Source organism: Serratia sp. LACPHL-BACT-2024-00286 (assembly GCF_043109535.1).
Taxonomy (GTDB): domain Bacteria; phylum Pseudomonadota; class Gammaproteobacteria; order Enterobacterales; family Enterobacteriaceae; genus Serratia; species Serratia sarumanii.
The window spans coordinates 175,626-199,667 of sequence record NZ_JBICNA010000003.1; the positions used below are offsets into that span (position 1 = coordinate 175,626).

26 protein-coding genes are annotated in these 24,042 nt (G+C 59.9%); 6 read left to right on the forward strand and 20 right to left on the reverse strand.

Going from position 1 to position 24,042, the window contains the following annotated elements; genetic code table 11:
• Positions 1 to 114 precede the first annotated feature (114 nt).
• Together ackA and pta are read left to right on the forward strand one after the other, a co-directional pair.
• The gene (gene ackA, locus ACF8MC_RS10530; RefSeq protein ID WP_004936063.1) at positions 115 to 1,317 is read left to right on the forward strand and encodes an acetate kinase; all 1,203 of its coding nucleotides are present in this window, start codon (positions 115 to 117) and stop codon (positions 1,315 to 1,317) included.
• 74 nt (positions 1,318 to 1,391) lie between these two features.
• Positions 1,392 to 3,551, forward strand: coding sequence for a phosphate acetyltransferase (gene pta, locus ACF8MC_RS10535; protein WP_033653759.1), 2,160 nt, complete (start codon positions 1,392 to 1,394; stop codon positions 3,549 to 3,551).
• Between the two features lie 111 nt (positions 3,552 to 3,662).
• Here the strand turns inward: pta and ACF8MC_RS10540 are convergent, their stop codons facing one another.
• The 7 genes from ACF8MC_RS10540 to ACF8MC_RS10570 all read right to left on the reverse strand — a co-directional run bounded on the left by ACF8MC_RS10540 (position 3,663) and on the right by ACF8MC_RS10570 (position 8,833).
• Positions 3,663 to 4,109 (reverse strand): hypothetical protein, encoded by a 447-nt coding sequence (locus tag ACF8MC_RS10540; RefSeq protein WP_086580219.1) that lies wholly within the window; start codon positions 4,107 to 4,109, stop codon positions 3,663 to 3,665.
• Complete coding sequence (locus ACF8MC_RS10545; RefSeq protein ID WP_164105206.1) at positions 4,087 to 4,479, reverse strand: polymorphic toxin type 44 domain-containing protein; 393 nt, start codon at positions 4,477 to 4,479, stop codon at positions 4,087 to 4,089. Before ACF8MC_RS10545 ends, ACF8MC_RS10540 begins: the two co-directional genes overlap by 23 nt.
• Positions 4,480 to 4,801: 322 nt before the next feature.
• Entirely contained in the window at positions 4,802 to 5,755 is a 954-nt protein-coding gene (locus tag ACF8MC_RS10550; protein ID WP_164098853.1) for a transketolase family protein, read from the reverse strand.
• Positions 5,748 to 6,599 carry a transketolase gene (locus ACF8MC_RS10555; RefSeq protein WP_033635336.1) on the reverse strand — a complete coding sequence of 284 codons (852 nt, stop codon included), beginning with the start codon at positions 6,597 to 6,599 and terminating at the stop codon, positions 5,748 to 5,750. Before ACF8MC_RS10555 ends, ACF8MC_RS10550 begins: the two co-directional genes overlap by 8 nt.
• A 13-nt stretch (positions 6,600 to 6,612) precedes the next feature.
• Positions 6,613 to 7,992 carry a PTS ascorbate transporter subunit IIC gene (locus ACF8MC_RS10560; RefSeq protein WP_004936074.1) on the reverse strand — a complete coding sequence of 460 codons (1,380 nt, stop codon included), beginning with the start codon at positions 7,990 to 7,992 and terminating at the stop codon, positions 6,613 to 6,615.
• A gap of 23 nt (positions 7,993 to 8,015) precedes the next feature.
• Positions 8,016 to 8,297, reverse strand: coding sequence for a PTS sugar transporter subunit IIB (locus tag ACF8MC_RS10565; protein WP_025303676.1), 282 nt, complete (start codon positions 8,295 to 8,297; stop codon positions 8,016 to 8,018).
• 92 nt (positions 8,298 to 8,389) lie between these two features.
• The gene (locus ACF8MC_RS10570) at positions 8,390 to 8,833 is read right to left on the reverse strand and encodes a PTS sugar transporter subunit IIA (protein ID WP_047571198.1); all 444 of its coding nucleotides are present in this window, start codon (positions 8,831 to 8,833) and stop codon (positions 8,390 to 8,392) included.
• Positions 8,834 to 9,143: 310 nt separating this feature from the next.
• On the opposite strand from ACF8MC_RS10570, the gene ACF8MC_RS10575 reads away from it, so the two are divergent.
• Positions 9,144 to 10,163, forward strand: coding sequence for a LacI family DNA-binding transcriptional regulator (locus tag ACF8MC_RS10575; protein WP_004936083.1), 1,020 nt, complete (start codon positions 9,144 to 9,146; stop codon positions 10,161 to 10,163).
• 54 nt (positions 10,164 to 10,217) lie between these two features.
• Here the strand turns inward: ACF8MC_RS10575 and yfcD are convergent, their stop codons facing one another.
• Both yfcD and yfcE read right to left on the reverse strand, forming a co-directional pair.
• Positions 10,218 to 10,763 (reverse strand): NUDIX hydrolase YfcD, encoded by a 546-nt coding sequence (gene yfcD / locus ACF8MC_RS10580; protein WP_004936086.1) that lies wholly within the window; start codon positions 10,761 to 10,763, stop codon positions 10,218 to 10,220.
• Positions 10,764 to 10,862: 99 nt separating this feature from the next.
• On the reverse strand, positions 10,863 to 11,414 hold the full coding sequence (gene yfcE / locus ACF8MC_RS10585) for a phosphodiesterase (protein WP_033635338.1): 552 nt from the start codon (positions 11,412 to 11,414) through the stop codon (positions 10,863 to 10,865).
• Between the two features lie 233 nt (positions 11,415 to 11,647).
• On the opposite strand from yfcE, the gene yfcG reads away from it, so the two are divergent.
• From yfcG to ACF8MC_RS10600, 3 genes are all read left to right on the forward strand, one after another.
• Positions 11,648 to 12,277, forward strand: coding sequence for a GSH-dependent disulfide bond oxidoreductase (gene yfcG / locus ACF8MC_RS10590; RefSeq protein ID WP_033653754.1), 630 nt, complete (start codon positions 11,648 to 11,650; stop codon positions 12,275 to 12,277).
• 111 nt (positions 12,278 to 12,388) lie between these two features.
• Entirely contained in the window at positions 12,389 to 12,760 is a 372-nt protein-coding gene (gene folX, locus ACF8MC_RS10595) for a dihydroneopterin triphosphate 2'-epimerase (protein ID WP_033635340.1), read from the forward strand.
• Between the two features lie 16 nt (positions 12,761 to 12,776).
• On the forward strand, positions 12,777 to 13,691 hold the full coding sequence (locus ACF8MC_RS10600) for a TIGR01777 family oxidoreductase (protein WP_164105205.1): 915 nt from the start codon (positions 12,777 to 12,779) through the stop codon (positions 13,689 to 13,691).
• Positions 13,692 to 13,698: 7 nt separating this feature from the next.
• Here the strand turns inward: ACF8MC_RS10600 and hisP are convergent, their stop codons facing one another.
• The 11 genes from hisP to ACF8MC_RS10655 form a co-directional block, all read right to left on the reverse strand.
• A complete protein-coding gene (gene hisP, locus ACF8MC_RS10605) occupies positions 13,699 to 14,472 on the reverse strand; it encodes a histidine ABC transporter ATP-binding protein HisP (protein ID WP_004936098.1) in 774 nt (257 codons plus the stop codon).
• Positions 14,473 to 14,493: 21 nt separating this feature from the next.
• Positions 14,494 to 15,198: an ABC transporter permease gene (locus ACF8MC_RS10610; protein WP_033635343.1), complete on the reverse strand. Its 705-nt coding sequence runs from the start codon at positions 15,196 to 15,198 to the stop codon at positions 14,494 to 14,496.
• Positions 15,195 to 15,881, reverse strand: coding sequence for a histidine ABC transporter permease HisQ (locus ACF8MC_RS10615; RefSeq protein WP_033635345.1), 687 nt, complete (start codon positions 15,879 to 15,881; stop codon positions 15,195 to 15,197). The genes ACF8MC_RS10610 and ACF8MC_RS10615 overlap by 4 nt, the downstream gene beginning before the upstream one ends.
• Before the next feature lie 82 nt (positions 15,882 to 15,963).
• Entirely contained in the window at positions 15,964 to 16,746 is a 783-nt protein-coding gene (hisJ, locus tag ACF8MC_RS10620; RefSeq protein ID WP_033635346.1) for a histidine ABC transporter substrate-binding protein HisJ, read from the reverse strand.
• A 304-nt stretch (positions 16,747 to 17,050) separates the two neighbouring features.
• Complete coding sequence (locus ACF8MC_RS10625) at positions 17,051 to 17,623, reverse strand: UbiX family flavin prenyltransferase (RefSeq protein ID WP_033635347.1); 573 nt, start codon at positions 17,621 to 17,623, stop codon at positions 17,051 to 17,053.
• 131 nt (positions 17,624 to 17,754) lie between these two features.
• Positions 17,755 to 19,272: an amidophosphoribosyltransferase gene (gene purF, locus ACF8MC_RS10630; protein WP_019453742.1), complete on the reverse strand. Its 1,518-nt coding sequence runs from the start codon at positions 19,270 to 19,272 to the stop codon at positions 17,755 to 17,757.
• 21 nt (positions 19,273 to 19,293) lie between these two features.
• Entirely contained in the window at positions 19,294 to 19,794 is a 501-nt protein-coding gene (gene cvpA, locus ACF8MC_RS10635; RefSeq protein WP_004936119.1) for a colicin V production protein, read from the reverse strand.
• 234 nt (positions 19,795 to 20,028) lie between these two features.
• A complete protein-coding gene (gene dedD, locus ACF8MC_RS10640) occupies positions 20,029 to 20,766 on the reverse strand; it encodes a cell division protein DedD (RefSeq protein WP_033648058.1) in 738 nt (245 codons plus the stop codon).
• Positions 20,767 to 22,032, reverse strand: coding sequence for a bifunctional tetrahydrofolate synthase/dihydrofolate synthase (folC, locus tag ACF8MC_RS10645; RefSeq protein ID WP_033653750.1), 1,266 nt, complete (start codon positions 22,030 to 22,032; stop codon positions 20,767 to 20,769).
• A gap of 191 nt (positions 22,033 to 22,223) precedes the next feature.
• Positions 22,224 to 23,132 (reverse strand): acetyl-CoA carboxylase, carboxyltransferase subunit beta, encoded by a 909-nt coding sequence (gene accD, locus ACF8MC_RS10650; protein WP_025303691.1) that lies wholly within the window; start codon positions 23,130 to 23,132, stop codon positions 22,224 to 22,226.
• Between the two features lie 232 nt (positions 23,133 to 23,364).
• Complete coding sequence (locus ACF8MC_RS10655; protein WP_164105204.1) at positions 23,365 to 24,027, reverse strand: DedA family protein; 663 nt, start codon at positions 24,025 to 24,027, stop codon at positions 23,365 to 23,367.
• Positions 24,028 to 24,042: the final 15 nt, after the last annotated feature.

Here is a 24,042-nt window from a genome sequence, read left to right on the forward strand (position 1 = left end):
TTAATCATAAATGTCATCGGCACTATGCGCTACGCTTGTTGTCTGATTGACGATTAATTCACCACGTGTTTTCGATTTTCTTTTAACAACACGACTATTTAAGTAGGTACTTCCATGTCGAGTAAGCTAGTACTGGTTCTTAACTGCGGCAGTTCTTCTCTGAAATTCGCCATCATCGATGCCGTTAACGGCGACGAATTCCTCTCCGGTTTGGCCGAGTGTTTCCACCTGCCTGAAGCTCGCATCAAGTGGAAAATGGACGGCGCCAAACACGAAGCTGCCCTGGGGGCCGGCGCTGCACACAGCGAAGCGCTGAACTTCATCGTTAATACTATTCTGGCACAAAAACCAGAGCTTTCCGCGCAGCTGACCGCCATCGGCCACCGCATCGTGCACGGCGGCGAGAAGTTCACCGCTTCCGCCGTGATCAACGACGAAGTTCTGCAGGGTATCAAAGATTCCGTGCCGTTTGCACCACTGCACAACCCGGCTCACCTGATCGGCATCGCGGAAGCGCTGAAATCCTTCCCTCACCTGGCCGACAAGAACGTTGCCGTGTTCGACACCGCGTTCCACCAGACCATGCCGGAAGAATCTTACCTGTACGCCCTGCCGTACAGCCTGTACCGCGACCACGGCGTTCGCCGCTACGGCGCGCACGGCACCAGCCACTTCTACGTGACTCAGGAAGCCGCGAAGATGCTGAACAAGCCGGTGGAAGAAGTGAACGTGATCACTTGCCACTTGGGCAACGGCGGTTCCGTTACCGCAGTGCGCAACGGCCAGTGCGTTGACACCTCCATGGGCCTGACCCCGCTGGAAGGCCTGGTGATGGGCACCCGCAGCGGTGACATCGATCCGGCTATCATCTTCCACCTGCACGATTCTCTGGGCATGAGCGTTGACCAGATCAACAAGATGCTGACCAAAGAATCCGGCCTGCTGGGCCTGACCGAAGTCACCAGCGACTGCCGTTACGTTGAAGACAACTACGACAGCAAAGCCGACGCCAAACGCGCCATGGACGTGTTCTGCCACCGTCTGGCCAAATACGTCGGCGCATACAGCGCGCTGATGGAAGGCCGTCTGGACGCGGTGATCTTCACCGGCGGCATCGGCGAGAACGCCGGCATGGTGCGTGAGCTGACCCTGAACAAACTGGGCCTGCTGGGCTTCGAAATCGACCACGACCGCAACATGGCCGCTCGCTTCGGCAAATCCGGCGCCATCACCAAAGACGGCAGCCGCCTGGCGCTGGTGATCCCGACCAACGAAGAGTTGGTCATCGCGCAGGACGCATCCCGCCTGACCGCGTAATGCTCTCAAAACACCGTCAGCCCAGGCTGACGGTGTTGTTTTAGCCTCATGTTAATCGTGAAGAGGACTATTCTGTGTCACGTACTATTATGTTGATCCCCACCGGCACCAGCGTCGGCCTGACCAGCGTCAGCCTGGGTGTCATCCGCTCCATGGAGCAAAAAGGCGTTCGTCTGAGCGTGTTCAAGCCTATCGCTCAACCGCGCACCGGCGACAACGCGCTCGACCAGACCACCACCATCATCCGCAGCAACTCCACCATCCCGGCGGCCGAACCGCTGCGCATGGACTACGTTGAGGGCCTGCTGAGCTCCAACCAGCAAGACGTGCTGATGGAAGAGATCGTGGCGCGTTACCACGAGAACACCAAAGACGCGGAAGTGGTGCTGATCGAAGGCCTGGTGCCGACCCGCAAGCATCAGTTCGCCAACGCGCTGAACTACGAGATCGCCAAAACCCTGAACGCCGAGATCGTCTTCGTGCTGGCGCTGGGCAACGACTCCCCGGCGCAGCTGAAAGAGCGCATCGAACTGGCGCGCACCAGCTTCGGCGGCAGCAAGAACAAAAACATCACCGGCGTGATCATCAACAAGCTGAACGCACCGGTCGACGATCAGGGCCGCACCCGTCCTGACCTGTCCGAAATCTTCGACGACTCCACCAAAGCCAGCATCGCCCACGTCGATCCTGCGCAGCTGTTCGCCAACAGCCCGCTGCCGGTTCTGGGCTGCGTGCCGTGGAGCTTCGATCTGATCGCCACCCGCGCCATCGACATGGCTCGCCACCTGAAGGCCCGCGTGGTCAACGAAGGCGACATCATGACCCGCCGCGTGAAGTCCGTGACCTTCTGTGCGCGCAGCATCCCGCACATGCTGGAACACTTCCGCCCAGGCTCTCTGCTGGTGACCTCCGCAGACCGTCCTGACGTGCTGGTCTCCGCCTGCCTGGCGGCGATGAACGGCGTGGAAATCGGCGCCATCCTGCTGACCGGCGGCTACGCCATCGACGAGCCGATCAAGAAGCTGTGCGAACGCGCCTTCCAGACCGGCCTGCCGGTGTTCATGGTCGATACCAACACCTGGCAGACCTCGCTGAGCCTGCAGAGCTTCAACCTCGAAGTGCCGGCGGACGACCACCAGCGCATCGAGAAAGTGCAGAACTACGTGGCCAGCCACATCAACACCGAATGGATCGACTCGCTGACCGCCACCTCCGAGCGTTCACGCCGCCTGTCTCCACCGGCGTTCCGTTACGAGCTGACCGAGCTGGCGCGTAAAGCCGGCAAGCGCATCGTGCTGCCGGAAGGCGACGAGCCGCGCACCGTGAAAGCGGCGGCCATCTGCGCCGAACGCGGCATCGCGGAATGCGTGCTGCTCGGCAACCCGGAAGAAATCCAGCGCGTCGCGGCAGCGCAAGGCGTTGAGCTGGGCAAAGGCATCGAAATCGTCGATCCGGTCGCCGTGCGTGAAAACTACGTGCCGCGTCTGGTTGAGCTGCGCAAGAGCAAGGGCATGACCGAAGTGGTCGCGCGCGAGCAGCTGGAAGACAACGTGGTGCTCGGCACCCTGATGCTGGAACAAGGCGAAGTCGACGGTCTGGTCTCCGGCGCGGTTCACACCACCGCCAACACCATCCGTCCGCCGTTGCAGCTGATCAAAACCGCGCCGGGCAGCTCGCTGGTGTCCTCCGTGTTCTTCATGCTGCTGCCTGACCAGGTACTGGTCTACGGCGACTGCGCGATCAACCCGGATCCGACCGCCGAGCAGCTGTCTGAAATCGCCATCCAGTCTGCGGATTCCGCCGCGGCCTTCGGCATCGAGCCGCGCGTAGCGATGATCTCCTACTCCACCGGCAACTCCGGCGCGGGCAGCGACGTCGAGAAAGTGCGCGAAGCGACCCGCCTGGCGCAGGAAAAACGCCCGGACCTGATCATCGACGGCCCGCTGCAGTACGACGCCGCCATCATGGCCGACGTTGCCAAGTCCAAGGCGCCGAACTCACCGGTAGCCGGCCAGGCGACCGTGTTCATCTTCCCGGATCTGAACACCGGCAACACCACCTACAAAGCGGTACAGCGTTCCGCTGACCTGGTCTCCATCGGGCCGATGCTGCAAGGCATGCGCAAGCCGGTGAACGACCTGTCGCGCGGCGCACTGGTTGACGATATCGTCTACACCGTCGCGCTGACGGCGATCCAGTCTTCCCAGGCTGACGCTGCCGCCGCCAAGGCGTAATAAACCGTTAAAAAAAGCCAGTCAGGTAATCCTGACTGGCTTTTTTATGCCTGATATTCTTGGTGATTATGCTGTTTTAGACAATATCCGCCAAATCCGCTGCACCCACCATCATCGCCAGGCGCTGACGCCCCGTGCAGAAAAATCAATGGTGGGCATGATGGGCGTTTGGCTGTTCGTGGTATAGAAAAATGCCGAATTCGTAAAGGAATACACCTTCCCGGAAAAATTGATGGTGATGCGGTTACCCTCGCCGCGGATAGTTGCATCAGCCCGATCCGCCGTCAAGATTGGCGCGCTTTGCCCCAGCACTTTGATAGGGTCCCCATCCAGGCTTCGGTTCAAATAGTAACGATACACATCCGTGTCGGTAGCCCCCGCATTCTGGTACTCGGTGATGTAGAGCCAAATATCGTCGGTCAACTGCTTTTTGCTATAGAGCTTATCGTCATAAGTATCGCGGGTGGCATACCAGTATCCCGCCAATCCGACGACAATAACCAACAAAATTGCCGTCAGCAGCCGATGAGCCCATTTAGTAACCATGCCGATTTGCATAATCAATTCCTTGCTTGATCCAATATTGATCCTGAGGGTCATCACCATACGGCGGGCGTTGATACCAATGACTCCATTCTGGCCGCGATGTTCCTGCTTTTGACTGAGCAAATCCAGCGCCCATCAACAAAATATCTGCGGGAATTCCAGCCGCGGTACCGGTCGCACCATAATTGAAATTACCAAAGTTAGCCAATGCGCGATTTTGCTGTTTGTAATCCCAAGGGCCCCGATTTTTTACCTGCTGGTAGAACCAATAGTAAGTACCTGGCAACGCCATGTTGCGAGGTTGCCCCTGCCTGCGCGCCTCGCGCAAATTTCTGGCAAGAACAGTAAAACCGCCTGGCGGCAGTAATGGAACCACGGCCATAATCTCCTCCTTGAGAGCCGAATGCAATTCAATCATAGGGTTAATGGAAAAATTACCCCCTCCCTTATTCACTCCATGTATGAATAAGAGAGGGTGATGTATATTATTCACAAAATAAATATAAACAATTGTTTTTATTTGCTTATTTACAAATAATAAATTTTTATTCCTGCATTGGCCAGTTATTATCAATAAAAAAAGAAAAAGTCCCCTAGGGGACTTTACAATGGGTAGCATGTTGATAAACGTCTCTGGGCAGAACAACACGCGGGGAATAACCGATTTGATTACCGAAGAGAATGCCGGTAATTCCTATTCTGCTTTACAATAGCTGCCCGGCGGCCTCCAGAATATGCTCGGCGGTCAGGCCATACTCCTGTTGCAAGAACGCTTGGGTGCCCACCTGGCCGTAACGCTCCTTCACCCCCACGCGCCGCATCGGCGTCGGGCACTCTTCCGCCAGCACCTCCGCCACCGCCGATCCCAGTCCGTTATGAATGCTGTGGTTTTCACAGGTGACGATGCGCCCGGTCTTGGCCGCGTAGGTTTTGATCAGTTCACGGTCGATAGGCTTGAGGGTGAACATATCGATCACCGCCGCGCTGACGCCCTGCTGCGCCAGCCTCTGCGCCGCCTTCAGCGCCTCCGACACCATGATGCCGTTGGCGATCAGCGTAATGTCGTCGCCGTCGCGCAGCAGGTTGCCCTTGCCGATGGTAAAGCGCGAGCCCTCCTGATAGATGCGCGTCGCCTGCTTGCGAATGGTGCGCACCCAGTAGAAGCCGCGCAGATCCATCAGCTGGCGCAGAATGTCGGCGAACATGGTGGCGTCGGTCACTTCCAGCACCACCGAATGCGCCAGCCCGCGCACGATGCCCATGTCCTCGAACGACATGTGGGTGCCGCCGTTGTGGCAGGCGCTCACCCCGGCGTCGGAGGCGATCACCTTGACGTTGTTGCGCTGATAATCCAGCGACATGAACAGCTGATCGAAACAGCGGCGGCTGGCGAAGGCGGTAAAGGTATGCACGAACGGCACCCGGCCGGTGAGCGACAGCCCGGCGGCGACGCCGATCACGTTGGCCTCCATGATGCCGCAGTTGATCACGTGCTGCGGGTGATCCTTGTGTACGCCGTCCATCGCCATCGAGCTCATCAGATCCGCCTCCAGCGCGATGATCGGCGCGCCCGCCTCAATCTGCCGACGCACCGCGCCGGCGTAGACTTTGCGCATTTCGACGGCGTCGTTTTCCAACTGCGTCACTACGTTAAACATGGGCGGCCTCCAGTTCGGCGATGGCTTTTTCGATTTCCTGCTGCACGTCCGGCGTCAGGCGCAGGTGGTGAGAGTTCGACAGGTTTTCCAGATAGGCAACGCCCTGCCCTTTGATGCTGTCGAGCACGATCGCCAGCGGCCGCTGTTCGCCGCCGCGCGCCGGCGCCACCGCCGCCAACAGCGCCGCGATGTCGTCACCCTTGATGGTCTGCACCTCAAAGCCGAAGGCGCGGAACTTGGCGGCCAGATCGAACGGTTGGATCACCTCGTCCAGCGCGCCGTCCAGCTGTTGCTTGTTGTAATCGATGAACAGCGTCAGGTTGTTCAGATTGTGGTGGGCGATAAACTGGAACGCCTCCCAGCACTGCCCTTCATTCAGTTCCCCATCGCCGAGGATGCTGAACACCCGATTGCGGCGCCCCGCCAGCCGATGGGACAACGCCATGCCGGCGGCGATCGACACGCCCTGCCCCAGCGAGCCGGTGGTGGCGTCCACGCCGCGCGTGCGCAGCCGGTCCGGATGGCTCGGCAGACGCGTGCCGTTCTGGTTGAGGGTCTTCAACTCCGCCAGCGGGAAGTAGCCCTTGATCGCCAGTGTGCTGTACAGCGCCGGGCCGGCGTGTCCTTTCGACAGCACGAAGTCATCGCGCTCCGGCCAGTCCGGATCCGCCGGATCGATGCGCATCACGCTGCCGTACAGCACCGCCAGCGTCTCCACCACCGACATGCAGCCGCCGTAGTGGCCGAAGCCCAGCCCGGTCAGCGCTTTCAGCGTTTCCAGGCGGATCGCGCGCGCCAGGGCATGCAGCTCTTCAATTTCCGTTTCGCTCGTTGTGTAGTTCATCAGTCTGCCCTCGTTATTTCTCGACGCGGTCAGCGGCCGGCGCGCCTTTGCGTTTTCCCAGGAAGTTATGCGCCACCAGCAGCGCGAACACGGCGACGATCGCCAGCATGATCATCTCTTTCGACATAAAGCGCGCCATATTGCCCAGCAGGATGCCGATCGCGCCGAAGTCGGCGTCGGAGAAGGTGGTGTTGGCAAAGCCCAACGCCCCCAGCACCGGCAGCAGTAATACCGGCAGGAAGGTGATCAGCAGCCCGTTGGCGAAGGCGCCCAGCATCGCGCCGCGCCGCCCGCCGGTGGCGTTGCCGAACACCCCGGCGGTAGCGCCGGTGAAGAAGTGCGGCACCACGCCGGGCAGGATCAGCACCATCTTCAGCTGCCCCAGCAGGAACAGCCCGGCCAATCCGCCAAGGAAGCTGAACAAGAAGCCGATCAGCACCGCGTTGGGGGCATAGGGATAGACCACCGGGCAATCCAGCGCCGGCCGCGCGTTAGGCACCAGTTTTTCCGAGAAGCCGGTGAACGCCGGCACGATTTCCGCCAGAATCAGGCGCACGCCCTGCAGGATGATGAACACCCCGGCGGCGAAGGTGATGGCCTGAATGATCGAATACACCAGGTAGTTCTGGCCGCCGCTGAGCTCGCTTTCCACATAGGCCCGCCCGGCGCAGATCGCCAGGATCAGGTAGATGACGATCATGGTCATCGAGATCGAAATGGAGCTGTCGCGCAGGAAGCTGAGGTTTTTCGGCAGGTTCATCTCTTCGGTCGAGCGCGAGTTTTTACCCACCTTCGAGCCGATCCAGCCGGACAGCACGTAGCCCAGGGTGCCGAAGTGGCCGAAGGCGATATCGTCGTTGCCGGTGATGCGGCGCATATAGCGCTGGGCGATCGCCGGGAAGAACGCCATCACCAGCCCCAGGGTCAGCGCGCCGGTAAACACCAACTGCACGCCCTCGAAGCCCGCCACCGTCAGGATGATGCCGATCATGCAGGCCATGTAGAAAGTGTGGTGGCCGGTCAGGAAGATGTATTTCAGCCGGGTGAAGCGTGCCACCACGATATTCGCCACCATGCCGAACGCCATGATCAGCGCGGTGGAAGCGCCGTATTTCTCCAGCGCGATGGAGACGATCGCTTCGTTATTCGGAATGATGCCCTGAATATTGAACGCATGTTCGAACATGCCGCCCAGCGGATTGAGCGACCCGACCAATACCGTGGCGCCGCCGCCTAAAACGATAAAGCCGAGAATGGTTTTTACCGTGCCTTTCACCACGTCGGAAAACGATTTCTTTTGCGCCAGCAAACCGATCAGCGCAATAAGCCCGACCAGCACCGAAGGCACCTTTAATATATCCACCACAAACTTAAGCGTTTCCTGGATAAACATATCCACCTCGCCAATCGTTTTATTCAGATGATTGAGTGGGCTTCGAAGTAAGCGCGCAGCTTGGCTTCCAGCTCATTAATGTCGATGATGTTGCTGATCACCACCAGCTGCTCGGCCGGTACGCTGGCGCTGTCGGCGATGTCTTTCGCCATCACGAACACGTCGGCGGCGCCGGGAGTGGCGGACGACAGATCGGAGTGTTCGACCTCGGCCTCCACGCCCATCTTTTTCAGCACCTTTTTAATGTTCATTTCCACCATAAAACTGCTGCCGAGACCGGAACCGCAAATCGCCATGATTTTCATAATATCCACCTGTTGAATTTAGCGTGTAGGGTAGCGCCGCCGGTCATATTCCCGGCGTTGTTAGCATTGATGGTATTCCTGGTGATTAAGCGTTAATAGCGGGCGATAATATCCTCGATTTGCCGTTTATCTTTGGCGTGAAATAACGCCGCCATGGCCTGATTGTCTGAAAATAATTCCGCCAGTTGCGAAATCAATTCGATGTGGCTGTCGCCGTCGGGCGCCGAAAGCATCACCACCACCTGAACCGGATCGTTATCTGCGGAATGAAAATTCACCCCCTGATGGATCTTCAACAGCGATAATCCCAACGCGTTGGCACCCTCTTCGGGCCGGGCGTGCGGCATGGCAATGCCCGGTGCCAGGACGAAGTAAGGGCCGAGCTTCTCCTGCTGATCAAAGATCGCCGTCAGGTAATTCGGCGTGATCACGCCGTCTTGCAGCAGCGGCTGCGCGCTCAGCGTGACCGCCTGGCGCCAGTCCTCCACCCGTTCGCACAGCTGTATATGATCGGCGGTCAGCCACTCTTTCAGCACGTTACCCTCCTAAAGGTTGATGGTTTCGGCCGGTGATTAATTCACCGACGACGGTAAAACTTTAATCAACCCCTCCCGGCCACACAGTGATGGATATCACAAAGATAGCGCTACCAAAGCGCTATCATGCAGATCTGTGATAGCGCTATCAAAACGCCGCGCCGCGGCATGGCGTTAACCACAATTTTTTCTCGCTCTTTCGGGTAACGGGGTAGAATGTGCCGCATACGGGGATCGTCGAAGCCGCGCCGTCGGCTTCCCGCCCTCACCATTTTTATGCGCCGCGCGCGCATTTCAGTCGGGATTAGGCATGTCGATCGGTAAAAAACGACGCAGCACGGGCAGGGTGACGTTGGCTGACGTAGCGCAGCTGGCGGGCGTCGGCACCATGACGGTGTCGCGCGCGCTGCGCACGCCGGAGCAGGTTTCAGACAAACTGCGCGAGAAGATTGAAGCCGCGGTAAGCGAACTGGGGTATCTGCCCAACCTGGCCGCCAGCTCGCTGGCGTCGGCCTCGTCCTACACCATCGCCATGGTGGTGCCCAGCCTGTCCGAATCCGGCTGCGCCGAGATGTTCGCCGGCCTGCAGAAAGTGCTGCAGCCGGCCGGTTATCACATCATGCTGGCGGAATCGCAGCACCATCTGGAGCGCGAAGAGAAGCTGCTGGAGACCCTGCTTTCCTACAACCTGGCGGCGGCGGTGCTGCTCAGCGTCGAGCATTCGCAAAACGCCCGCAACGCGCTGATCGCCGCCAACATTCCGGTGGTGGAGATCGGCGCCGTACGCGCCGATCCGATCGACATGAGCATCGGCATCGACTACGTGGCGGCGATGTATCAGCTGACGCAAACGGTGATCGCCAGCGGCTATCAGAACATCGGGCTGCTGTGCGCCAACCAGGAACAGTGGATCTTCCAGCAGCACCTGCAGGGCTGGCACAAGGCGCTGCTGCGCAACCATATGTCGCCGCATCGGGTGATCAACGCCGCGCAGCCCGCCAGCTTCAGCACCGGCGCGCAGCAGCTGCCGGAATTCTTGCTGGCCTGGCCGGAGCTGGACGCGCTGGTGTGCGCCTCGGACGAACTGGCCGGCGGCGCGCTGTATGAATGCCAGCGGCGGCGCATCAAGGTGCCGGACAATCTGGCGGTGGTGGGGTTCGGCAACAGCGAGTTCAGCCGGGTGTGCCAGCCGCCGCTGACCACCATGACCATTCCGCATCGCGACATCGGCATTCAGGCCGGCCAGGCGCTGCTGGCGCGGCTGAACGAGCAGCCCTGGCAGCCGGCAGGCTCCCTGCCCGCCACGCTGTGCCGCCGCGACAGCTGCTGAATCCGCACCATAAAAAAAGCCGGTCGATGACCGGCTTTCTTACGCGTTGGCGTCTCAGTGGTTGTCGAGCGGCTTGCCGTAATCCTGTTCGTTGTTGCGCGTCAGCCACAGCGACAGCGCCTTCAGCGAATCCGGAGTAAACTCGTCGCAGCGCGCGGTGATCTCTTCCGGCGTCAGCCAGCACACCTCGGCCACTTCTTCTTCCTGCAGCGCGAACGGGCCGTGCGATACGCAGCTGAACAGCGCGCCCCACACCCGGCACTGCTCTTCTTCGAAGTAGAAAAGACCGTGTTCGGCGAAAGGCACGCCGGCGATGCCCAGCTCTTCTTCCGCCTCGCGGCGCGCCGAGTCCAGCACGTTTTCACCGCTTTGCACCACGCCGCCCGCCGTCGCGTCCAGCCAGCCCGGGTAGAAGTCTTTGATCTCGGTACGACGCTGCACCAGAATTTTTCCCATTCCATCATGCACCACAATATAGGTAGCACGATGACGCAGCCGCTCCGCCCGCATCTGTTGACGACTGGATTGCGCAATCACCTCGTTTTGCTCGTCGACGATATCAACCCATTCGGTATCTGCAGCCTGACCCTGTTCCGCCATCCTCTAAAACCTTCTATTTTGGCGCGATGCATCCCGCGCGCTGGTTAATCAATGAGTGCTTTTCAAAGATTTTTATTGTGTGTGTATAAATTAGTGCGTTTAGCGTGTTAACGCCACTTCCGCGACGACCTTGCCGTCGTCGAGCGTCAGCACGCGCAAAGTGCCCCGATCCAACATGCCGTAGCTGGCCGGAAAGCCCCCTTTGGGGATGCTGACCGAGCCCGGATTGAAGCAATAGATCTCACCCTGCCGCTCCGCCTGCGGCAGATGCGTATGGCCGTAGGCCAGGACGTCACCGCGGGATAACGGCGGCAGTGCCGAGGGATGATAAAGGTGACCGTGGGTCAAAAACAATCGTCTTTTTTGCAGTAAAACCTGTTGCCAGGGCGCCTCGATGGGAAACGTCAGCAGCATCTGATCGACCTCGCTGTCGCAATTGCCGCGAACGGCGATGATCTTGTCGCTATAGCGATTCAATCGTTCGGCAACCTGAGCAGGCTGATAGCCGGCGGGCAGCGCGTTGCGCGGGCCGTGATTCAGCAAATCACCCAGAAGAATCAGCCAGTCGGCGCCGTTTTGTGCGAACAATTCCAGCACGCGTTCGGTGGCCGGCAGCGAGCCGTGGATATCCGAGGCGAACATCAGCTTCATAACCTTGTCCTATAGAGGGAAATAAGCGCCATTTTACCGCGCCGGCGCCGTGCGGCAAACCGCCGCCCGCCCCGATGGAGAATTGTGATCCAGCCGCGCAGATAGCATCGGACGAATCCCACATAGCCTGCTATCCTTAGCTGCTATTGTTGGATCTCTGATATACCTTTGTGCGCGGCGAAGACCGCAGCAACGTGTAATGAATTACAGATCACCTTACCGCAGGAGGCAACATGATTGACCTGTATTACGCGCCTACTCCCAATGGTCACAAGATCACCTTGTTTTTGGAAGAGGTCGGCTTACCCTACCGTATCCATCGCGTAAACATCAGCGCCGGCGAGCAGTTCAAACCGGACTTTCTGAGCATTTCTCCCAACAACAAAATCCCGGCGATCGTCGATCAGCAACCGGTGGACGGCGGCGAGCCGATCAGCCTGTTCGAGTCCGGTGAAATCCTGCTGTATCTGGCGGAGAAGACCGGCAAACTGCTGAGCAAGGGCCTGCGCGAACGCGCCGCCACCCTGCAGTGGCTGTTCTGGCAGGTGGCCGGGTTCGGGCCGATGCTCGGGCAGAATCATCACTTCAACCACTACGCGCCGCAGCCGGTGCCTTACGCCATTGAGCGCTACCAGCTGGAAACCAAACGGCTGTATGGCGTGTTGGAAGCCGAACTGCAAAAACATCCGTACCTGGGCGGCGACAACTACAGCATCGCCGATATCGCCACCTACCCGTGGGTGGTGTCGCATCCGCGCCAGCGCATCGATCTGGCGGATTACCCGGCGGTGCGCAACTGGTTCGAACGCATCAGCAACCGCCCGGCGACCGAGCGCGCCTATAAGCTGGCCGAACAGGGCTAATCCCGCTCCCCGACTCCCCGTCGACCGGGGAGTCACATCGTCCCTGCGTTATCATTTCCCTACTTTCCGTGTATTCTGAACGCCAATAATCAGACCTATGGAGAATCTCTGATGTCTTTCAGTCAACCCGACGCCGTTATTCGCATTAAAAATCTGCGGCTGCGCACGTTCATCGGTATCAAGGAAGAGGAAATCAACAACCGACAGGACATCCTGATCAACGTGGTGATCCACTACCCGGCGGACAAGGCGCGCAACAGCGAAGACATCGCCGATGCGCTCAACTACCGCACCATCACCAAAGCGATCATCCGCCATGTGGAAGATAACCGTTTCGCGTTGCTGGAAAAATTAACGCAGGATGTGCTCGATATCGTAAAAGAACACGCCTGGGTGACCTATGCTGAAGTGGAGATAGATAAACTTCTGGCTCTGCGCTACGCCGATTCTGTCTCCATGACCATGAGCTATCGCAGGGACTAACTCAGGGAGGTCGACCATGCGGATCCTGATCACCGGCGCAACGGGATTGATCGGCAGCAGCCTGACGGCCAGGCTGCTGGCGCTTTCTCACCATATTACGGTACTGACGCGAGACGAACGGCGGGCCCGGGCCCGGCTCGGCGACCAGCCGAGCTATTGGCGCACGCTGGACGACCGGCAGTCGCTGGATGACTTCGATGCGGTGATCAATCTGGCGGGCGAACCTATCGCCGACAAGCGCTGGAGCGCACAGCAGAAGCAGCGGCTGTGTCATAGCCGCTGGGATCTGACCGAACGCTTGGCGCAGTTGATCAAGGCCGGCAGCACGCCGCCCGGCGTGCTGATTTCCGGTTCCGCCGTCGGCTACTACGGCGATCAGGGGCAGGCGGTGGTCACCGAAGAGGAGCCGCCGCACGACGAATTCACCCACCAGCTGTGCCAACGCTGGGAAGCGCTGGCGCTGCAGGCGCAGAGCGACGCTACCCGCGTCTGCCTGCTGCGCACCGGCGTGGTGCTAGCGCCGCAGGGCGGCGCGCTGGCCAAAATGCTGCCGCCGTTCCGCTTCGGGCTGGGCGGCCCGATCGGCGACGGCCGCCAATACCTGCCGTGGATCCATCTCGACGACATGGTCAACGGCATTATTTATCTGTTGGATCACGCCACGCTCACCGGCCCGTTCAACATGGTCGCCCCCTACCCGGTGCATAACGAGCAGTTCGCCGCCCAATTGGCCAACGTGCTCGATCGCCCGGCGTTTCTGCGGGTGCCGGCGTTCGTCATGCGTTTGTTGATGGGGGAAGCGGCGGTGCTGGTGCTCGGCGGCCAGCGGGCGTTGCCGAAGCGGCTGGAGGAGGCCGGCTTCCACTTCCGCTATCTGGAGCTGGAGCAGGCGCTGGATGACGTGATTAATCAGCGGGCCGAAGCCCGCTGATCTGAAGTTACTTCAACGCGCCGGACAGGAACTGCTGCAGGCGCGGGCTTTTGGGGTTGCCGAACAGCTCGGCCGGCGGCCCCTGTTCTTCAATCAACCCTTTGTGCAGGAAGATCACGTGGTTGGAAACGTGGCGCGCAAACTCCATTTCGTGCGTCACCACCACCATGGTTTTCCCCTCCTCCGCCAGCTTCTGCATGATGCGCAGCACCTCGCCCACCAGCTCGGGATCCAACGCCGACGTCGGTTCGTCAAACAGCAGCACTTCCGGCTCCATCGCCAACGCGCGGGCGATAGAAACGCGCTGCTGCTGGCCGCCCGACAGGTGCACCGGGTATTTGCCGCGCGCCCGCTCATCGATGCCCACCTTATCCAGATAACGCACCGCGCGCTCGTGCGCGTCGGCCTTGCTCAGCCCCAGCACCTGCACCGGCGCCTCCATCACGTTCTCCAGCACCGTCATGTGGCTCCACAGGTTGAAATGCTGGAACACCATGGTCAGGCGGGTGCGCAGCAGCTGCAGCTGCTTCTTGTCGAACACCTTCAGCTGGCCGTCTTTGTCGCGCACCATGCGGATGTCTTCGTTGTTCAGGCTGATCGAGCCCTCGCTCGGCTTCTCGAGGAAGTTGATGCAGCGCAGAAAGGTGCTTTTGCCGGAGCCGGAGGAGCCGATGATGCTGATCACATCCCCGGCGTTGGCCGCCAGCGAGACGCCCTTCAGCACTTCGTGGTCGCCATAGCGTTTGTGCAGTTCCGTGACGGCTAATTTATTCTCAGACATGGTTTTTCTTCCCGTCATTTATCAGTGACTAACGTGTGCCATCCAGCGTTTTTCAGCCTTGCGGAACAGGCTGATTAACACGTAGGAGATGATCAGGTACAGCACCGCCGCGATGCCGAAAGCGTAAAACGGCTGATAGGTCGCGGCGTTGATGTCGCGCGCAATCTTCAGCAGATCCGGCACGGTGGCGGTAAACGCCAGCGCGGTGGAGTGCAGCATCAGGATCACTTCGTTGCTGTAGGCCGGCAGCGCGGTGCGCAGCGCCGAAGGCAAAATGATGCAGCGATACATCTTGAAGCGCGAGAAACCGTAGGCGTTGGCGGCCTCGATTTCACCGTGCGGCACCGAGCGGATCGCCCCGGCGAAGATCTCGGTGGTATAGGCGCAGGTGTTGAGCGTCAGCGCCAGGATGGTGCAGTTGAGCCCGCTGCGGAAAAACGCATTGAGAAACTCGCTACCGCGCACGATCTCAAGGCTGTACATGCCGGAGTAGAACACCAGCAGCTGCACGTACAGCGGCGTGCCGCGAAACACGTAGGTATAGAGCCACACCGGGAAACGCACCCAGCGGATGGAAGAGACGCGCGCCACCGCCATCGGGATCGCCAGCAGCCCGCCCATCACCACCGAAGCGATCAGCAGCCACAGCGTTACCGCCACGCCGGTGAAACGGTAGCCGTCGCTCCACAGCAGCGACTGCCAATACTGTTGCAAAATCTCGATCATAGCTCGGCCCTCTTGACGCCCAGTGAGTAACGCCGTTCAAGCCACAGCAGCACGCCGTTGGAAACGGTCGTGAAGATCAGGTACACCACGCCGGCCACGATGGCGAAGAAGAACGGCTGATAGGTGCCTTTCCCCGCCAGCTGAGTGGCTTTCACCACGTCGTTCAGGCCGAGGATCGACACCAGCGCCGTCGCCTTCAGGATCACCTGCCAGTTGTTGCCGATGCCCGGCAAGGCGAAACGCATCATCGCCGGGAACAGAATGCGCCGGAAGATCTGCGCGCCGCTGAAGCCGTAGGCCGTCGCCGCTTCGATCTGCCCTTTCGGCACCGCCAGATAGGCGCCGCGGAAGGTCTCGGTAAAATAAGCGCCGTAGATAAAGCCGAGGGTAATGATGCCGGCGCCGAGCGGATCGATATCGATCTGCGAGAAGCCCAGCAGCGTAGTGATATTGTTCAGCGCGATTTGCAGACCGTAAAAGATCAGCAGCATCAGCACCAGATCGGGCACGCCGCGGATCAGCGTGGTGTAAGCGCCGAACAGGCCGGAAATAAGGGGGTTGTGGGAGAGTTTGCCGCCGGCGCCGATCAACCCGATCACCACCGCCAACAATACGGAACTGAGGGCCAACTCCAGCGTCACCAGAGCCCCCTCGAAAATCAGTTGGGAATAGCCTTGCAGCATCTACTTCACCCTGTGGTCTAGGATCCGAACCATCGGGGCCGGCGCACCGGCCCCGCAGTCACAGCATGGAACGGTTAGCGGATTACCCGCCGTAGACGTCAAAGTCGAAGTACTTTTTCGCGTATTTATCGTAGGTGCCGTCTTTGCGCATTTCGGCGAAGGCTTTATCCAGCGCGGCTTTCAGCTCGGTATCGGCTTTGCGCAGCCCCATGCCGGTGCCGACGCCGAAGAATTTGTCATCCTTCACCGATTCGCCGGCGAACGCGTAGTCTTTGCCCGGCGGCTGTTTCAGGAAGCCGTCGCTGCCCGCCACTTCATCCTGGAAAGCGGCGTCGATGCGCCCGGACGCCAGATCGGCGTAGACCAGATCCTGGTTCTGGTAAGGCACCACCGTGACGCCCTTCGGCTGCCACATGGCGTTGGCGTAGGCTTCCTGGGTGGTGCCCTGCAGCACGCCCACGCTCTTGCCTTTCAGGGCGTCCACGGTAGGCAACAGCTTGGAGCCCTTCGGCGCGATCAGACGCGCGTTGGCGGCATACAGCTTGTCGGTAAAGGCGATTTCCTGCTGGCGTTTTTCAGTGATGGACAGCGAAGAGATGATGGCGTCGATTTTCTTCGCCTTGAGGGATGGGATCAGCGCGTCAAAGTCGCTCTCCACGAAGGTGCATTGGGTATTTATGCGTTTGCACAGCTCTTTGGCCAAATCGATATCGAAGCCGACCAGCTCGCCTTTGGCGTTTTTGGATTCAAACGGCGCATAAGTCGGATCGGTGCCGATCTTCAATGTCGATGGGATAGCGGCGAATGCGCTGTTTGCGGCCGCCAAAGCCAAGACTAAAGGAAGAACCTTAACCAGCTTTTTCATAAATTACCCTCAAATTGATTTTTTTGATGCCACTACGGGCATTACTTTTCCCCACCAAATCAATTTGCAGTAATCGTGCCACATTAGGTGCTACGGGCGGAAGGAACGGCTCCGGCCTTCACAATACTGTTTCCTGGGACGATAACCGCAAAATTAAATCGGCCGCTCGGGGCCGCGCCACTGGCAGCCGCGACAAGGCGGCGCCATGAAACAGTGAACGTGATGAAGTAGGATCATTATGGTGCATGCGCCGCCCTAATTCAGTGCGGTGTTGCACAAATGTACCAATTTGGGGATTAAAATGTTAACTAACGCCCTGCCAACGGGTGAACAGATCGGCCGGCAGTTCGATATCAAACTGATCGATCACCCGATTGACGGTCTGATCGATGATGTCTTCCACGCTTTTCGGCTGGTGGTAAAACGCCGGCACCGGCGGCATGATCACCGCCCCCATCTCCGCCGCCTGGGTCATCAACCGCAGGTGACCCAAATGCAGCGGCGTTTCCCGCACGCACAGCACCAAACGGCGGCGCTCTTTGAGCACCACGTCGGCGGCGCGAGTCAGCAGCCCGTCGCTGTAACTGTTGACGATGCCGGACAGCGTTTTGACTGAGCATGGCAGGATCGCCATGCCCAGGGTTTTGAAGGAGCCGGAGGAGATGCCGGCGGCAATGTCGCGCGCATCGTGCACCACGTCGGCCAGCGCCTGCACTTCCCGCAGGCTGTACGGCGTTTCCAGCGCCAGCGTCTGTCTTGCCGCGTTGCTCATCACCAGATGGGTTTCCACCTCTGCGACGTCGCGCAAAACCTGTAACAGGCGCACGCCGTAGATGGCGCCGCTGGCGCCGGAAATGCCGATGATGAGTCGTTTCATGGAAAATGGCCTCTGCCGTAAAAAGTAAGATCAGGCAGACTTTGCCGCAATGGCGAGGGATAAGCAAGTCAGAGGAGCAAGGCGCACCGCCGCAGACGCGGCGATGCACCCTGATGGATCAACGCAGGCGGTTAGCCTTCGTTATGCAGTTCCAGGTTTTCCGCTTCGGTTTGCACCCGCAGCGCCTTGGCGTCGTCGCTGCGCAGCGACTCCAGGTATTCCAGATAGCTTTGATCGACGTCTTTGGTCACGTAGATGCCGTTGAACACCGAGCATTCGAACTGGGTGATGTCCGGGTTCTCTTCGCGCACCGCTTCGATCAGATCGTCCAGATCCTGGAAGATCAGCCCATCGGCGCCGATAATCTGGCGGATTTCATCCACTTCGCGCCCGTGGGCGATCAGTTCGTTGGCGCTCGGCATGTCGATGCCGTAAACGTTCGGGAACCGCACTTCCGGCGCGGCGGAAGCCAGGTACACCCGCTTGGCGCCCGCTTCGCGCGCCATCTCGACGATCTGTTCCGACGTGGTGCCGCGCACGATGGAGTCATCCACCAGCAGCACGTTCTTGTCGCGGAACTCGGCGCGATTGGCGTTCAGCTTGCGGCGCACCGACTGACGACGCGCCTGCTGGCCCGGCATGATGAAGGTGCGGCCGACGTAGCGGTTCTTCACAAAGCCCTGGCGGTAGGGCTTCTCGAGAATGCGCGCGATCTCCAGCGCGATGTCGCAGGAGGTTTCCGGAATCGGGATCACCACGTCGATATCCAGATCTTCCCACTCGCGGGCAATCTTCTCGCCCAGCTTCTGGCCCATGCGCACGCGGGCGCTGTAGACCGAGATCTTGTCCATAAAGGAGTCCGGGCGCGCGAAATAAACGTATTCGAACAGGCACGGGTTGGTTTTCGGGTTCTCTGCGCACTGGCGGGTGAACAGCTGGCCCTTGGTGGTGATATACACCGCTTCGCCCGGCGCCACGTCGCGCAGGAACTCAAAGCCCAGGGTATCCAGCGCCACGCTTTCGGAAGCCACCATGTACTCGCTGCGGCCATCCTCCAGCGTGCGCTTGCCGATCACCAGCGGGCGAATGCCGTTCGGATCGCGGAACGCCAGCAGACCGTGGCCGATGATCATCGCCACGCAGGCGTAAGCGCCGCGCAGTTGCTGATGCATGGCGGCGACCGCGGTAAAGATGTTGTCGGCCTCCAGCGGGTAGTGCGGGAAACGGTCCAGCTCGCTGGCCAGCACGTTCAGCAGGATTTCCGAGTCGGAGGTGGTGTTGACATGGCGGCGGCCGCTTTCGAACAGCTTTTGGCGCAGCTCATGGGCATTGGTCAGGTTGCCATTGTGGGCCAGCGTAATGCCGAACGGCGAGTTGACGTAGAAAGGCTGGGCCTCAGAGGCGCTCGAGCTGCCGGCCGTCGGGTAACGCACATGGCCAATGCCCATGTTGCCCTGCAAGCGTTGCATATGGCGCGCCTCAAACACATCCTTCACCAGGCCGTTGGCTTTACGCAAACGGAACCCGTTGTGGGCGTCAATGGTGACGATGCCTGCGGCATCCTGGCCACGGTGCTGAAGCACCGTCAGCGCATCATAAATCGACTGGTTTACCGGCATGAAACCGGCGATACCGACAATACCGCACATGTTGTCTTTTCCTCATCAGCGCTACCGCCCCGGCAATTGGGTCGGCAAGAAACTCGACGTGCTCTGCAGGTAGTCAAAGAACCACCTGATGACGTAACTGAACTGGGGAATGAGCTGCGACTGTTTCCAGTCGGCACTCTGTGAAAAGCCGGTAAAGGTATCCAGGAAGAACAGGATCGCCGCGACGATCAATACTCCGCGCAGCGCGCCGAAGCAGATGCCCAGCACCCGATCGGTGCCCGACAACCCGGTTTTCTCTACCAGTGAGCTAATCACATAGTTAACAATAGCCCCTACGATCAAGGTCGCGATGAACAAAATCGCGATCGCGATGCCGTTTCGCACCAGTTCATCTTCAAAACGAGTGAAATAGACCGCAAGGTAAGAGTAGAAATGGCTGGCAACAAAAAACGCACATCCCCATGTCACAAGTGACAATGCTTCGCGAACAAACCCTCGGATCAGGCTCACCAGAGCCGAAAATCCAATTACCGCTATAATGACGTAATCAATCCAGACCATGAACTATTCCAATGATGAATCGCCCCTGCATCCAATTCGCGGCGAATTCTAACAGAAAAAGAAAACGTTTGCGTAGGGGATTTCCTACCACGTTACAAATAAAAAGCGGCGATCAAAAAATTCTCAATCGCCGCGCCTACATAGGTGATTTCGCCGGTAAAAGGCGCGGTTTTTCTCGCTTTCTCTCCACCACTCCTTCATTCAGGGGCGCATCGTGCTGCGCCCCTGCGGGGTTTAACGGCCGTACGGCTTCACCTGCCCGCTCAGCCCGCTGATCGAGTTCAGCGACGGCAGCGCCGCCTGCAGCTTCTGCCTGGAGGCGTCCGGGCCGACGTAGATGCGGGTGATCTGCCCCTGCACCGGCGTTGATGGCACGGTGAAGGCGCGATAGCCCGAGAGGCGCAGCGAGGCGACAATCTCGTTCGCCTTGGCGGCGTTCTTCAGCGCCCCGAGCTGCACGACGTAGGCTTGCCCGGCCGGCGCTTTTTCTTCCGCCGGTTTCGGCTGCGGCGCCGGCTCAGGTTTCGGCGTCGGCTCCGGCTTCGGCACCGGCTTCACTTCCACCGGCTTCGGTTGCGGTGCCGGTTTCGGTTTCACTTCCACCGGTTTGGTTTCCACCGGTTTCGGCTTGGGCTGCGGCACCGGCTGAGGACGCGTCTCGACCGGTGGCGGCGCCACCTGCGTCGGCTGCTGAGCGCTCTGCCGCACCGCCTGTTGCGCCGCCGCTTCATTGGCCGCCTGCTGCTCGACCAGCGCGCCCGCCCCTTCCGGCGGCTGCGCCGGCAGCGGTTGCGTCACCGGCGGCAGCACGTCGTTCTCTTCGACATCGCCCGGTTTCGGCACCAACGGAATGGCCGCAAATTCATCCTCGTAATGCTTCTTTTTGCCGTCCAGCAGCCCTGGCAGGATGATCACCCCCAGCGCCACCAGAATCACGGTTCCGACCAGTCGGTTCTGAAATTTACTCGCCACTCACACTCCCCGCATCTCGTCTAACGCCGCCATCACCTGCGCCACGGTGTGGAACGATCCACAGACGATCACAATATCCTGTTTATCAGCATCCTGCATAGCCTGCCGCCAGGCAGTTTCGACATCATTAAAGCGGCGCGGTTCCTTCAGATGTTGCGCCAGCTGTTCGACGCTGGCGCCGCGCGGCCCGTCGAGCGGCGCGCAGTACCATTCATCCACCTGCTCGCTCAGGCAGGCCAGCGTGCCGGCGATATCCTTGTCCGACAGCATGCCCACCACCGCGCGCACCTTGCCGCCTTCGCGCGGCAGTTTGGCCAGACGCCCGGCCAGATAGCCGGCGGCGTGCGGGTTGTGCGCCACGTCGAGGATCAGCGTCGGCTCCCGCCGCACGATCTGGAAACGCCCCGGCAGCGTCGCCTGCTGCAGCCCGGTGAAGATCGCGCGTTCGTCGATTTCCAGCGGGGAGCAGTTCAGCGCCGCCAGTGCGGTAGCGGCGTTGGCCAGCGGCACGTTCGGCGTCGGCAGATCGGTCAGCAGCGTGTCGCCGCCCTGCCACTGCCAGCGATCGCCCTGCTCGCTGAAGCTCCAGGCTTCGCCGCGGCGATACAGCGGCGCGCCCAGCGTTTCGGCAACCTGACGAATGCTCTCCGGCATGTCGGGTTCGCCCACCACCGCCGGCTTGCCGCTGCGGAAAATGCCGGCCTTCTCGCGGCCGATGCTTTCGCGATCGTTGCCCAGCCAGTCGGTGTGATCGAGCGCGATGCTGGTAATCACCGCCACGCTCGGATCGACGATGTTGGTGGCGTCGAGACGCCCGCCCAGGCCCACTTCCAGGATCACCACGTCGAGCCGCGCCTGTTTGAACAGCTGCAGCGCCGACAGGGTGCCGAATTCGAAATAGGTCAGCGACGTTTCGCCGCGGCCGGCCTCAATGGCGGCGAACGAGCGGCTGTGCTCCGCTTCGCTCAGCTCTTCCCCCTGAATGCGCACGCGTTCGGTATAGCGCACCAGATGCGGCGAACTGTAGACGCCGACGCGCAGGCCGGCGGCCAGCAGAATGGCTTCGAGGGTGCGACAGGTGGTGCCTTTGCCGTTGGTGCCGGCAACGGTGAACACCGTGGGGGCGGGGGTCAGTAAATCCAGATGCGCCGCGACGCGCTGTACGCGCTCAAGGCCGAGTTCGATCGCCTGGCTGTGCAGACGTTCCAGATAATAAAGCCACGAGCTCAATGGCGACGTGGCTTGGGGAATTTGGTGGTTTTGCATGAGTCCCATCACTGAACTTGGGTTCATTAATCCATCAGGGCACCACCCTCACCGCGGTAAAGGCGATGCGCTTCGTGACTGCCGCCAGCCTGCAAACTGCAGCGAGATAGGCCACGGCCGGCAGGGAACGGGCATCAGCCGTCACTTAGCCACAAAGTGGCGGCTGAACCCGGGCGGGATCTGTCTTTGCCTCAGGCGTCGGCCTGCGGCTCCGGCTCAATGACCGGCGCGGCCTCATCGAAATGCGGCTGCGGCTGGTTGGTCAGCTTGGACAGAATGCTCGCCAACGTTTGGCGCATTTCCGGACGGCGAACGATCATGTCGATCGCGCCTTTTTCGATCAGGAACTCGCTGCGCTGGAAGCCCGGTGGCAGTTTCTCGCGCACGGTCTGCTCGATGACGCGCGGGCCGGCAAAGCCGATCAGCGCTTTCGGCTCGGCGATGTTGATGTCGCCCAGCATCGCCAGGCTGGCGGAAACGCCGCCCATAGTCGGGTCGGTCAGCACGGAGATGTACGGCAAGCCGCGCTCCTGCATCTTGGCCAACGCCGCGCTGGTTTTCGCCATCTGCATCAGCGACATCAGCGCTTCCTGCATGCGCGCGCCGCCGCTGGCGGAGAAGCACACCAGCGGACAGTTGTCCTCCAGCGCCTGCTCAACCGCACGCACGAAACGCGCGCCGACCACGGAAGACATCGAGCCGCCGATGAAGGCGAATTCGAAGGAGGCCGCGACGATCGGCATGCCGTACAGCGTGCCCTTCATCACCACCAGCGCGTCTTTCTCGCCGGTCGCTTTCTGTGCGGCGACCAGACGATCTTTATAGCGCTTGGAATCCTTGAATTTCAGAACGTCCTTCGGCTCCAGATCGCTGCCCAGCTCCACTTCGCTGCCTTCGTCCAGCAGGGTATGCAGACGCGCGCGCGCGCCCATGCGCATGTGGTGGTCGCACTTCGGACACACTTCCAGATTACGCTCCAGCTCGGCGCGGTAGAGGACCTGGCCGCAGCTGTCGCATTTGGTCCAGACCCCTTCAGGAATGCTCGCCTTACGGGTTTGTGTGATATTGCTCTTGTTAAGAATTCGTTCAATCCAGCTCATCGATGACCTTTCTGTTTGAACCTGGCACACGCCAGTCCGCTGTTCATGCTTTAACAATCCCCCTGAAAACACCCCAATGAAAAAATGCCCGTTCGCGGCGCGGCAAGCGCGGCGACTGAGGCATCGGCTTCAGGGTTGTTCGCAGGAACAGACCATAATGTCGCTCATTAAACCATATCGGCCCGACGCTGTGGACAAAAAACTGGTCGAACCGACAGGTTAAGCGATGTTTTTACTGTTTTTGCTGGCGGGCGGCCGCGCGCTTGTGGCGCCAAATTTCAATCACGCCCGGCAGAGTCGAAACGATGATGATCCCGACGATCAACAGTTTCAGGTTCTCCTGCACCACCGGCAGATCGCCGAACAGGTAGCCAGCATAAGTGAAGAGCAGCACCCAAACCAGTGCGCCAATCACGTTGTAGGCGGCGAAGTGGCGATAGGACATATGCCCCATACCGGCGACGAACGGCGCAAAAGTACGCACGATCGGCACAAATCGCGCCAGAATAATCGTTTTTCCACCGTGCTTCTCATAGAACTGGTGCGTCTTGTCCAGGTAGCTGCGGCGGAAAATTTTCGAGTTCGGGTTGCTGAACAACTTCTCGCCGAACAACCGCCCGATAGTGTAGTTCACCGCATCGCCGAGGATCGCCGCCACCACCATCAACGCCACCATGGTGTGCACGTTCAGATCGTTGGTCGGCAACGCCGCCAGCGCGCCGGCGACAAACAGCAAAGAATCCCCCGGCAGGAACGGCGTTACCACCAGACCGGTTTCGCAAAACAGGATCAGGAACAGAATAGCGTAGACCCACATGCCGTATTGTGCGACCAGTTCGGCCAGGTGCACATCAATATGCAGAATGAAATCAATAATAAACTTGATGATGTCCATAAATTCTCTCATTGA